Annotated in this window: 9 protein-coding genes and 2 pseudogenes; 5 read left to right on the forward strand and 6 right to left on the reverse strand. The window is 68.1% G+C overall.

The annotated features are described in order from the left end of the window. Nucleotide 1: 1 nt before the first annotated feature. The 3 genes from AQJ84_RS04310 to AQJ84_RS04320 form a co-directional block, all read right to left on the reverse strand. On the reverse strand, nt 2-961 hold the full coding sequence (locus tag AQJ84_RS04310; protein WP_008736101.1) for an ABC transporter permease: 960 nt from the start codon (nt 959-961) through the stop codon (nt 2-4). A 7-nt stretch (nt 962-968) separates the two neighbouring features. Then, a complete protein-coding gene (locus AQJ84_RS04315; RefSeq protein ID WP_053193341.1) occupies nt 969-2,042 on the reverse strand; it encodes a sugar ABC transporter substrate-binding protein in 1,074 nt (357 codons plus the stop codon). Between the two features lie 331 nt (nt 2,043-2,373). Then, nucleotides 2,374-3,417 (reverse strand): LacI family DNA-binding transcriptional regulator, encoded by a 1,044-nt coding sequence (locus AQJ84_RS04320; protein WP_051870072.1) that lies wholly within the window; start codon nt 3,415-3,417, stop codon nt 2,374-2,376. 488 nt (nt 3,418-3,905) lie between these two features. On the opposite strand from AQJ84_RS04320, the pseudogene AQJ84_RS45225 reads away from it, so the two are divergent. From AQJ84_RS45225 to AQJ84_RS04340, 4 genes and pseudogenes are all read left to right on the forward strand, one after another. Further along, nucleotides 3,906-4,803: pseudogene (locus tag AQJ84_RS45225) on the forward strand (IS701 family transposase); the annotation flags it as partial. A 520-nt stretch (nt 4,804-5,323) separates the two neighbouring features. Continuing rightward, the gene (locus AQJ84_RS42885; RefSeq protein WP_157875036.1) at nt 5,324-5,473 is read left to right on the forward strand and encodes a hypothetical protein; all 150 of its coding nucleotides are present in this window, start codon (nt 5,324-5,326) and stop codon (nt 5,471-5,473) included. Nucleotides 5,474-5,534: 61 nt separating this feature from the next. Beyond that, entirely contained in the window at nt 5,535-5,858 is a 324-nt protein-coding gene (locus AQJ84_RS43395; protein WP_053193343.1) for a hypothetical protein, read from the forward strand. 582 nt (nt 5,859-6,440) lie between these two features. Then, nucleotides 6,441-7,220, forward strand: a complete 780-nt coding sequence (locus tag AQJ84_RS04340) for a glycosyltransferase (protein WP_157875037.1) — start codon at nt 6,441-6,443, stop codon at nt 7,218-7,220. Nucleotides 7,221-7,222: 2 nt separating this feature from the next. Here the strand turns inward: AQJ84_RS04340 and AQJ84_RS04345 are convergent, their stop codons facing one another. Beyond that, complete coding sequence (locus AQJ84_RS04345) at nt 7,223-9,874, reverse strand: tetratricopeptide repeat protein (RefSeq protein ID WP_030042315.1); 2,652 nt, start codon at nt 9,872-9,874, stop codon at nt 7,223-7,225. A gap of 7 nt (nt 9,875-9,881) precedes the next feature. On the opposite strand from AQJ84_RS04345, the gene AQJ84_RS43885 reads away from it, so the two are divergent. Continuing rightward, complete coding sequence (locus tag AQJ84_RS43885; RefSeq protein ID WP_225877330.1) at nt 9,882-10,025, forward strand: hypothetical protein; 144 nt, start codon at nt 9,882-9,884, stop codon at nt 10,023-10,025. A gap of 223 nt (nt 10,026-10,248) precedes the next feature. Here the strand turns inward: AQJ84_RS43885 and AQJ84_RS43890 are convergent. Next, a pseudogene (locus tag AQJ84_RS43890) lies at nt 10,249-10,891 on the reverse strand (IS5 family transposase); the annotation flags it as partial. Nucleotides 10,892-10,970: 79 nt separating this feature from the next. Then, nucleotides 10,971-11,396: an ATP-binding protein gene (locus AQJ84_RS04350; RefSeq protein ID WP_051870083.1), complete on the reverse strand. Its 426-nt coding sequence runs from the start codon at nt 11,394-11,396 to the stop codon at nt 10,971-10,973. Nucleotides 11,397-11,519: the final 123 nt, after the last annotated feature.

Consider the following 11,519-nt stretch of genomic DNA (forward strand, 5'->3'; position numbering starts at 1 on the left):
CCTACTTCTGGAACCGGGAGATGAAGGCCGCGCCGAGTACGACGGTGCCGACCGCGATGGGCTGGTAGTACTGCGAGATGCCGAGCAGGGTGAACCCGTTGATGAGGCTCTGGAGCAGCAACGCGCCGGTCACCGTGCCGAACACGGAGGCCTTCCCGCCGAACAGGCTGGACCCGCCGAGGACCACCGCCGCGATGGAGCTGAGCAGCAGGTCGGTCTGGAGGCTGGGGTCGGCGCCGCCCGTGCGGGCCACGAACAGCACGGCCGCGACCCCGCAGGCCAGCCCGGAACTCGCGTACGCGATCAGCCGGATACGGTTGACGTGGATGCCCACACCCCGCGCGGCCTCGATGTTGCCGCCGGTCGACAGCAGATAGGTGCCGGTACGGGTGCGGTAGAGAAGGAAGCCCACCAGCACGGCCACCACGAAGGCCAGTACCCAGAACCAGCGCACCGGGCCGATGCCGTTGATCGCCAGAGCGCGCAGGAAGTCCGAGTTCACGGGGACGGTGTTACCGCTGGTCAGCAGCAGGGTGAGACCGCTGACCACGGAGAGCGAGCCGAGGGTGACGATGAAGTCGGTCATGTTCAGCCGGGCCACCAGCAGACCGTTGACTACGCCCACCGCCAGCCCGGCCAGCAGGGCCAGGCCGACGGAGACGGTCAGTCCCCAGCCACTGGTGTAGGCGTACCCGAGGACCGCCGCCGACCAGGGCAGGTTGGAGCCCACCGAGAGGTCGATACCGGCGACGGTGACCACCAGCTGCTGGCCCATGGCGAGGACCAGCAGGATCGAGGCCGACACCAGCAGGTCGCTGATGTTGGACGTCGTGAGGAAGTCGGGCGTGGCGATGAAGAAGATGAGGAACACCACGCCCAGCCCAATCGGGGCGGCGTAGCGTGCCGCCGCCTCGACCGAGAAGTCCAGGCCGAGCCGGCCCGGCGCCTGAGTGTCAGCCATGATCAGATCACTTCCCGGCCGAGAGCGGGTTTTCGAACGGGACGAACGGCTGCGGGACGGAGCTGATCGCCTTGTCCACGTTGGTGGAGTCGATCAGGGCGATCGGGGCGACGATCCGGCTGGGCACCTTCTTCTTGGCGACCAGGTCGATGCAGGCCTGCACGGCCAACTGGCCCTCGGCGTACGGGTACTGGGAGATCGTGCCGCTGAGGGTGCCCGCCTTGACCGCCTCCAGCGCGGCGCTGATGCCGTCCACCGAGATGATGGAGACCTTGCCGGTAAGGCCGGCGTTGCGGACCGCCTGCGCGGCGCCCAGACCCATGGTGTCGTTGGCGGCGAAGATACCGGTGATCTTCGGGTGGGCCTTGAGGATGGCCTCGGTGACCGTCTGCCCCTTGGCCTGGTCGTAGTCGGCGGGCTGGGTGGCGACGATGTCCAGCTTGCCCGCGACCTTCTCCGTGAAGCCCTTCTGGCGGTTGATGCCGTTCTGCTCACCGGCGATGCCCTGGAGGATGGCCACCTCGCCCTTGCCGCCCATGAGCTTCAGCAGGCCCTCGCCCGCCTGCTGACCCGCCGACAGGTTGTCCGAGCCGATGAACGAGGCGTACGACACCCCGGCCTGCTTCGAGGCGTTCGCGTCGATCTGGGTGTCCAGGTTGAGGATCGGGATCTTCTTCTGGGCTACCGGGACGAGCGGGGTGATCACGTTGGTGGCGTTGACCGGTACGACGCCGAAGCAGTTGTAGCCCTGGCCCGCGAGGGTGGAGATCTTGGCGTTCTCACCCGTGCTGTCGGTCTCCGACGCGCCCGCCTGGACCTCCACCTTGACGCCCTGCTTCTTGCCCTCGGCTATCGCGCCGTCGCGCAGCGCCGCCCAGTAGGGGTTGGTGAAGTTCCGGGTGACGATGGCGATCTTCGCCTCGCCCGACTTGCTGCCGCTGTCGGAGCTGTCCCCGCCCCGGCCGCAACCGGCCACCACCAGCAGCATCGTCGCGGCGGCGGCGACAGCGGTGACGGAACGGACTCTGCGTGCGGTGCGGTTGGCGGTGGCGCCGGAGTCGGCGGTGACGTTGGTGTTCATGGGAGTGCCTTTCGTCGCGTCATTGCGTCAAAACGGGGTGGCGTGGGGTCCGCGCGGGGCGCGGGGCGCGGGGCGCGGGGGTGGCCCGGACTCCGAGGCCGGGGGAGGCTGGGTCGGAGACCGGGAGTCTGGGAGTCCGTAAGTCCGGGACCGGGGGCCGAGTTTGAGGTCGGGGCCAGGTGAGCCGGGGCTCACGGTGAGGCCGTAGTCCGTCGTACGGATCAGGTGGGTCGTACGAGTCGTACGGGATGTACGCGGCGTACGGTCGGGCATTTCGGTGCGAGCCGGGAGCCGTGACCGGTCACCCGCTCTGCCCGCTCGCCCGCCGTCGCTATAAGCGCTCGCCGATCATCGAGTCGCCCCCGGCGAGGTCCGGGCAGCCGCAGGAGCCGCGGGCGATCAGCGTGGTGGGGTGGGTGATGCGCCGTACCGGGAGGGTGGGGTCGGCGATCTTGGCCAGGAGCCACTCGACGGCCGAGCGGCCCAGCTCGTCGAAGGGCTGCTGCATGGTGGTGAGCGCGGGCACCGTGTACTCGCTGCCGTCGATACCGTCGAAGGCGCAGACCGCCACGTCGTCGGGGACGCGCAGTCCCAGTTCGGCGGCGGCGCGCAGGACGCCGATGGCCTGCTCGTCACTCGCCACGAAGAGCGCGTCCGGATGCCCCGCCTCCGCGAGCATCCGCCGGCCGGCCCGGTACCCGTCGGCCCGTCCGAACGGCACATGCGTCAGCGACGCGCTCTCCGGATCCCGCCCGGCCTCGACGAGGGCCCGGCGCCAGCCCGCGACCCGGTCGACCGTCGGATGCACACCCTCCAGTCCGGCAATGCACCCGATCCGCTGCCGGCCGTGAGCGAGTAGATGGGAGGTGGCCTGGTACGCGCCGCCCTCGTTGTCGGTGAGCACCTGCGTCGCCCCCGGCAGCTCCAGCTCGCGGTCGAGCACCAGCCGGGGCACGGTCGTCTGCTCGGACAGCTCCGCGACCCAACTGTGCGGGCCGTGGATCGGGACCACGATGAGCCCGTCCACCTGCCGGTCGAGCAGGGTCCGGATGTACGTCGCCTCGCGGGCGTCGTCACCCATCGCGTTGCCCAGCAGCATCGTGTAGCCGGAGGCGAAGCCGACATCCTCGATGACGCGGGCCAGCTCGGCGAAGAAGGGGTTGGAGTTGTCGGGCACGACCAGCCCGAAGGTCATGGTCCGCGAGGTCTTCAGGGACCGGGCCACCACGTTGGGGCGGTAGCCGAGCTCGTCTATCGCCGCGAGGATCCGCTCGCGGGTGGCGGGGGCGACCTTGCGGGGGCCGTTGTTGAGGACGTAGCTGACCAGGGCCTCGGAGGTGCCCGCCAGGCGCGCCACGTCGCGGCGAGTTGCCATCAGACCCTCCTTCGGCTCGGGGGCTGCGTTCTGGAAGTATCAACTCGTGTTGTCAACACGAGTTGATTCGGTTGCGTTGGATGAATATCGACTGCTGATCCGCCGATGCGCAAGAGGTTGCCCGAAATCCTTTGGTAAAGAGTTCGAAACCTTGCTTTGCAGGTGAAACTCGGGCGGGACCTTGATCACCACCTCGGTGATCACCTGATCACCACCCTGATCATCGCGGCGGGATGAATCCGCCGCCCTCCTGCGTTGGTGTTCGCCGAGGGCACCCCGGCCTGGACGCACGCTCTATCACCGCGACGAAACAGCCGAGGCCAGTGTTGCGTCGCCTGGCAGACGTCCGCGCGGACCGGGCCGAAGCCAGTGCCTTCGTCGAGGCGACCGTGCACGTGGCCCCGCTGCTTGCCGCTGGACAATGGGCCCTCGATGATGAGTTCAAGGGCGACCCGGCCCGAGGATCTCCTGGGCCAGGGCCTGCGACTGGTCAGAGCGTGGTGCTGGTGGCGGACGAGACGGGGGATGTCAAGTCGTCCACGGACTGCGTGGGCGCCGGCCGGCAGTACTCCGGGGCAATCGGCGGTGTCGGACTGTGCCAGGTGGCGGTGCATCTGGCGGCGGTCACCGCGACGACGAAGGTGATCATCGATCGGGCCCTGTATCTCCCGGCGGACTGGGCTGCGGACGAGGAACGCCGCGAGGCCGCCGGAGTGCCGGAGGAGATCGTCTTCGCGACGAAGCCGTAGCAGGCGCTTGCCATGGTCACCGACGCGTTCGCCGCCGGGCTGAAGGCCCGCTGGTTCGCGGGCGACGAGGTGTACTGCGGGCGCGAACTACGCCGGGGCATACGGGCGCTGGGGCTCGGCTGCACCGTTGGCATCGCCTCCACCTACCAGGTCATCGACGGGACCGGACGCCGGTGGGAGGCCCGCAAAATGATCAACAAGGTGCGGCCCGCAGTGGATGCGCAGGCAGACCGGACACGGCACCAAGGGCACCCGCGAGTACGACTGGGCCTGGCTCGATGTCCGCCCCGACGACGCTCCCGACGAGAACCACTACGAGAAGGAGCCCGGGACGAGTGCGCTGGTCGCGCGGCGGCACTACACCGGCGAGGTGTCCTACTTCCGCTGCTGGGCACCCGGCGACGTCTCGCTCGGCACGCTGGTGGAAGTGATCTGCCGCAGGTGGCGGATCGAGGAAACCTTCCAACTCGCCAAGGGCTTCACCGGACTCGACCAGGGCCAGGTGACCTGCTGGAACTCCTGGATGCGCTGGTCACTGTTCTCCCTGATCGCCGCCGCCGTCCTGGCCCTCACGGCCACCGCCGTCCACGACGCTGCCGAGGACCAGCCCGCGCTCGTCCCGCTGAGCTGCCCCCAAGCGTAGGACAGAAAAAGGGCGTTGACGTGACTGCCTACGTCGCTGTCCGGGACCGATCCCGCGCGTCGGCCTTTGCCGTCCGGCCCTGCCGCAGGCCCGCGCACAGCGCACTCGGCAGGGTGAAGTCACGCCATCCGGCCGCGACTTCAGCTACAGACCGCGCGCCTCAGGGCACGGGTGTGACACCGTGGACTACAGACCTGGTCCGCCGCTCCCCCCGTGGCAGCGGACCAGGCCTCATTACGTGCCGACGGCCAGCGCCTGCCACGGCGAAGAGGTCTGCGCGAGGATCTGCTGAAGTCAGGCGATCGCGTCCTGGAAGGCGAGCACGTGTCGTCGTCCAAGCAGACGGGGCAGGGCGCGGTTGGGCTCGTGACGACGTCGCCGGCGGGCAGCTGGCGTAGGTGGTGCAGGGTGTGGTGGCGGGATTTGAGGACGGCCCGGTATACCTCCCGGTCCGTCCACACACCGTCGGTTTCGGGGCGTCCAGCCAGGGCTGCAGCACAGCACCCGGGTCGGAGTGGCCATCGAGTTCGTCGTCAGTGAGCAGCCGGAGCACGGCCTCGGTGTCGTCGGCCGAGGCGAGGCCGACCGCGGCGGTGTGCAGCCAGTCCGGGACATCGCTCTGGTGGCGGAACCAGGCGAGTTCGAGCGGGTGCAGCGCGGGTAACGCCTCGGTTGCGCGGGATGTGCGGGTTCCTGGCGAGGGCGAGCAGCGCGGCGATCCGCCGGTGCTGGTAGTTGCACTCAAGGAGGTGGACCGGGGTGTCGAGGTCGGTGCCTTCGGTGATGCGGGCGAGGCGGGGCTGGGCGGTGTGGAGACGACGGTGGGCTGTTCCAGCGTGGTGAGCAGGGTGCAGGCCTTGGTGAGGTGTGCGGGGTTGGCGCTGAGCCGGGCCAGGTCCTCGATGACGGTGAGGGTCTTGCGCCGGGGGGTCGTCCCACCGCACCGATCTTCGGAGACGGAGCGGGCGCAGTCGTACTCACAGATCCACCATTCGATGATCTTTGAGGACGGAAGGCTTCAGGGCGAGGCTGTCGTGGGTGTTGGCTGATGCCCGCGGCGTTGTCGTGGGTGTTCGCGGCGAGGACGCGCGCATGTCGTAGGCGCCCTGGTGGCCGCTGACCGAGCGGTGCCGGCCCTTGGCGAAGCGGCGATGCACCGTCGACTTCGACGCTCCGAAACATGGATGACCTGGTCGGTACCATCGTCCCGCCAGGCGGCGAAGTAGTAGTAGGTCGCGCTCTTCTGCGGCAGGTCGTGCGGGAGATAGGCCCCCGGTTGTGGGAGGCCGAGACGCACCTGGAGCACCTCACGATCACCCCGCAAGACCTTCACAAGCCTTGCCGACCGGCTCCCGGTCGTCGCGACGGGCTGAGCTCGGGTGCGAGTTCGTCGGGGAATCGGCGTCTTTGAGGTGGATCGGCGAGCACGGTGATGAAGCTATGAACTGGGACCTGCCTGGGGCATGACCACTTCTGTCGGAGACTGGTGGTGCATGTCGGTGCGGACGTGGTGGTGCCCTTCTTCGCGGCGTACGATCCGGCGGCAACGTGGTTCACGAGTCTCAAGTCGGTCTTCGGCACGGGTCGGTTCCTTCCCGGGCCGAGTTGGGAAAGGGCAACCGATGCCGAATGTGTCGATACTGACCGCGGTCACCCGTCCGGATCTCCTGCCCCGGCTGTACTCGTCGATCGCGAGCCAGCAGATCGACTGGGAATGGATCGTGCAACTGGACGGCGAGGCCATCGAGTGGCGTCCCGGCCCTGGCGACTGCGGGTTCGTGGAGGATGACCGAAGGGTGTGGCTGGAACGCAACGCTAAGCCGCTGGGCTCCGGGACGACCCGCAACCTCGCGTTGATCAGGGCCACCGGCGACCTGGTCCTCTGCGTGGACGACGATGACCTGCTGTACCCGGACTCGCTCGGCGGATTGTGCGCCGCGCTGGCGGCGTGGCCGCAGTGCTTCGGCGCATGGGGACGAACCGACCTGCTCACCGAGGGCGACGCCGACCCGGCGGCGGCACCGGGACGGCCGCCCGAGGTCTTCAAGGCGTGGCCGGCTCCGGGGGTCATCCAGCCGGGAACGATCGGAGCATACTTCGAACGTATCGGCGAGTTCCCCGTACACGTCGGCGCCGTCATGTGGCGGCGCAGCCATCTGGTCGCCGTCGGTGGTTACGGCGCGCTGCCGCGCTCGGTCGACACCAACCCCTTCCTCGCCGCCGAGGCGCTGTTCCCTGTGTGCTACGTCGACACGCCCGTCTACCGGTACCGGCTGCACGGGGGGCAGATGTCCTCCACCCCGGACTACCAAAGGGTCAAGGATGGGGTGCACGCGTTCACCTTCGAGCGGGCCCGCGAGCTCCGACGGCTCCTCGGTTCGGAGACGGGCCACCCGCCGGACCGCAGGTGACCTCAGGCCCGCAGGGTGCCGAGCAACCGGGTCAGCGGGGCCAGCCACCGGTCGCGGGCCGTGGCTGGCTCGATCCAGTCGATCGTGTCGAAGTCGAACCAGTCCGGACGATCCACCCACAGAGCGCTCACTGCCGCCCAGGCCGGAGGCGCCAGACGTCGGCCAGCCCTTTCCGCGTCGGTGAGGCGCCGGGTCTCCGCGAGCGCCTCCGCCGTACGGCCCTGCGCGACGCGCAGCAGTATGTCGATCGGCGGCACCGGCCCCAACTCGAACTCGGCGCCCACCGCCTCGAAACCGCAGCGTGCCCGGTCCAGGTCGCTGTCGACTTCCTGCCATTCGCCCCGGAGCGCGTGCGCTAGAGCCGCGGCGGTATGGCACTGCGCCAAACCGACCATCTCTCCCAGGGTGTTGTTGAGTTCACGTGCCTGCAGCAGCAGCGCCAGCGCGCGACCCGGATCGAACCACACACATGCGAGGGCAAGGGAGCGGGAGGTCCGCGCGGCCCACAGCGGCGCATCGACCTCTCGGGCCTGTGCCAGGGCCGCTTCGAACAAGTCGGCGGCTTGCTCGAAGCGAGCGTTGTACAACTCGACCCTTCCCAGCATGTTGGTAGCGCGCATCTGCTCGACCTTGGACCGGAACGGTGGCTTGGCCGTCATACGCACGGTGTGGGTGAACCTGCTGTGCCGCAATGCGTTGCTTGCCAGCCCGTACTGTGCGCCGGCGCCGATCGGGGAAGGATCGCTGGCGATGGAGGCGAAGTGGCGTTCCGAGTCCTCGATCTTTCCGACGAAATAGGCAAGATTGCCGAGTTCGTAGCGGACGTACTCGCTGTAGGCGCCCCGGGTGGGCTCGCCCGCCGCAGCCTTCATCTGTTCGTAGCGCTCATCGGCGTTCAGCCCCGCGAGTCCGTTCAGTCGGGCCACCGCGGTCAACCGGCGCAGATCCGGGGGCGCCTCCTCGCCGCATTCGGGCAGTGACGCCATCACCTGCCAGTGCCCGAGTTCACGAAGCGTGTACAGCATTTGCCCCAGCCCGGGCGGCAGGACGCCGTGTTCCCGGGCGGCATGCAAGGCCAGCAGGAACGCCGACACGCTGCGGCGGCTGAGCTCTTCCGGACGGACCGGTGAGTTATCGTCCGGATTCCAGACCGAAAGAACCAGATCCTCCAGGTAAGCCGTGGCCCGCAGCAGATTCCGGCGGCGCTCGGCCGTGGTCCAGCCGTCTGGGGTGTGGCCGTCACAGTCGGCCACACCCTTCCTGAGATTCTCGTGCAACCGGTATGGAGGCCACGCCTCGTCCTCGCGCTCGATGAAGCGCCGCCGCAGGAAGGACTCGATCTGCCGACCGCGCGCCTGCGGAACCACCGCGGCAAGAAGGTTCTCGTCGAAGGCGTCGAGCAATGCGGCCGCCCGCAGCAGGTCCCGGTCCTCGGTCGACAGATCCCGCATGACCCTCAGCAGCAGTTCCGGAAATGGCCTGCCGAATAACGTCACCACGGGTTCCTCGCCACGCGCGGCGATCTGCTCGAACAAACCAGCGGACAGCTTCAGATAATGGGGTGATCCGCCGGAACTCGCGATGATCCGCCGCCGTATCACCTCCGGAATTGCAGGCTGCCCGTCCCTGGTGAGCCGGTCCAGCAGGTACCGCTCGGCGGCGGCCTCGTCGAACCCGTCCAGTTGGAACTGATCACCGAGCCCGGACGTTTCGCCCAGTCCCGGCCAGCGCAGATGACCCCCGTACATCAGCCCCACGCTGCGCACCGCGTCGTGCCAGAGCAGGGGGCGTCGGGATGCCACGATGAAGAACACGTTCGGCATGAGGTAGGTCATGCGGACGATCAGATCCTCCAGGCCGTTCCGCTCCGCGGGCAGCATCTGGACGTGCTCGAATGTGTCGAGTACGCAGACCGCCAGGGTCGGTGTCCGCTGCCGTATCTGTTCGAGGTCGTACCCGAGCAGCACTGGGAGATACCCCAACATCCGGTCCGGGTCACGCTCGTCGATCAGCAGATCGAACGCCGGAAGTTCGCGTCGGATCCGCCGCAGAGCGGCCGACCTGGCCGCTTTTCTTCCCGCCATTTGTGCCAGCTGGTATCCGAGACTGAACATGCCGAAGCCGCCCAGGAACTCGTCAAGTGCGGAAGAGATCTGCTCAGAGGTCCGCATTGACGTCATGGCTTCCCCGGCCTCAGACGACCTGCGCAGGAAAGTCACCACGGATTCGCCCGGATGCTTGCGCTCCCAGTACAGGGCCAGCGCGATGTCGAAGGCCGGCCACGACTTGCCCAGGCCGCCGAGAGCGGCCCGTACCCGCAGCAGAACGGTTTCGAAGCTCAAACTGGACACGTTCGCGAAGTCGACCGTCGCGGTGGCCCGGTTGCCGGGCAGAGCGGCTGGCTCGCCCTGAACCGTCAGGGAGGCCAGGTGCCGCACCATGGTCGACTTGCCGATGCCCCCCTCCCCGACGACGGCCATCACATTACGAAGCGGACGCTGAAAGTCCATCAGGTCCGCTGTGCTCCACGACCGACTACAGTGAGCGAGCAACCGTTCGTGGAACGCGGCGATGTACTGCTCCCTATCGGTGAACACGTCATTGGCCTGAATGGAGGCGTCGGGACCCAGAGCGAAGAACCGGTCGATGTCCATGTCGTTGATGACAGCACACAGTGGCCGTCGCTGTTGGGTCAACCGGCAGCTGCGCGTCGCCGCGGCCCCGGCCGTCGACGCGTACATAGACTCCGACCGTGACGAGTCCGGCTTCGTGAACCTGTACGACGTCCTTGGTGCCCACCGGTGACCGGTGAGCCGTGGGCGGTACGCCTGTCTCCACCGGCTGCGAAGACACTCACCGCGCTTCCCACGCCCGCCAAGGAGATGGTCCGCGACGTCCTGACATCGCGGTACGCTCCCCGTGGGGCTGGCCCCAGTGAAACGCTGGCGACCCGGAAGGCGAGGACCTCCGTGCCGCTTCCATCGGACAGCTGTCCGTCGTCTACCTGATCAACCGGCTCATCCGGCGCCTGTCCGTCCTCGGCGATCACCGGGCGGATGCCTCGCTCGCGCAGAAGCGGTCGGTACTTGTCGTGGTCGTAGCCACGGCCGGCGAAGAGCATGTCGGGTCGACGTCGTGGTCGGCCCACGACTCCCGCGACCGCTGGGATCTTGTCGAGCAGGGGCAGCAGCTGGGTGACGTCGTTGCGGTTGCCGCCGGTCAGCGACACCGCGAGCGGGATGCCCTGCCCGTCGGTGATGACATGGTGCTTGCTGCCCGGCCGTGCACGGTCGACCGGACTGGGCCAGCTTTTGGGCCCCGCTGAGCCGCTCTGACGTGAGAGGAGTCGATCACCGCCCGCGTCCAGTCCAGCTGGTTCTTCGACCGGAGCTTGTTCAGCAGCAGCTGGTGCAACTGCTCCCAGACGCCAGCCTCGTTCCAGGCCGCTAGGCGCCGCCAGCACGTCATGCCCGATCTGAAGCCGAGCTCCTGGGGCAGGTACTCTCACTGGATGCCTGTGTGGAGGACGAACAGGATGCTGCACCAGGCCTGCCGGTCGGGTACACGCAGCCGTCCCTCGACCTGCTCGGTGCCGGCTCAGGCAGCAACGGCTCGATTAGCGACGACAGTTCGTCCGACACGATCCACGGCCGCGACTGACGCTTCCCCATGCTCCCAACAATGAGCGACCAAGCAGACAGTCACACGATCAACCCGCCTTTGGCAGAGCCAGTTAACACCGCGCCCGCTCTACCATGAGAGAAAGGCGTGCACATCCTTGCCGCGGTCATGGGTCACGACACTGACCTGGTTGCACAACGTTTCGATGAGATGCCAGCCGATGCCGCCGCCTCCACCGCCCGGGTGGTAAGGGCGTGGGGCTGGTGGTGCCGTGCTGGTGTCGCTGAGAGTCACGTGCACCCCGTCGAACGTGCGCTGCAAGCGCAACTCGAAGGGGCCCGGGGCGTACTGCACTGCATTCGCTGCGAGCTCACTGACGACCAACACTATGTCGTCCCAGTGCTCGGGTGCGGCCGGCGGCGAGGACCGCGAGAGGTCGCGCAAGAATTCCTCCGCCGCCAGGCGTGCCTCGGTCACCTCGTGCAGTTCACCCGAGAATCGAGTGGGATGGTCGGCAGCTCGCGCCTGCGTGACCTGGGTGGAGGCCGGCGACAGCCCGCGGCTGTCCGCGTGAGTCTGTGACACCGACAGACCGAGGAGCCGTAGGGTCTCCTCGGAAGCGCGGGCGATGGGCGTGACCGATGCGGCGTGATCACTGAGGGCCTCGGGGTTCTTCAG

The sequence above is a fragment of the Streptomyces resistomycificus genome, from assembly GCF_001514265.1.
Classification (GTDB): domain Bacteria; phylum Actinomycetota; class Actinomycetes; order Streptomycetales; family Streptomycetaceae; genus Streptomyces; species Streptomyces resistomycificus.

What these genes read in the sequence shown, in the direction of transcription:
- AQJ84_RS04310 (WP_008736101.1), bottom strand. Translation starts at nt 961, where the DNA reads ATGGCTGACACTCAGGCGCCGGGCCGGCTCGGCCTGGACTTCTCGGTC.
- AQJ84_RS04315 (WP_053193341.1), bottom strand. Translation starts at nt 2,042, where the DNA reads ATGAACACCAACGTCACCGCCGACTCCGGCGCCACCGCCAACCGCACC.
- AQJ84_RS04320 (WP_051870072.1), bottom strand. Translation starts at nt 3,417, where the DNA reads ATGGCAACTCGCCGCGACGTGGCGCGCCTGGCGGGCACCTCCGAGGCC.
- AQJ84_RS04345 (WP_030042315.1), bottom strand. Translation starts at nt 9,874, where the DNA reads ATGGACATCGACCGGTTCTTCGCTCTGGGTCCCGACGCCTCCATTCAG.
- AQJ84_RS43885 (WP_225877330.1), top strand. Translation starts at nt 9,882, where the DNA reads ATGACAGCACACAGTGGCCGTCGCTGTTGGGTCAACCGGCAGCTGCGC.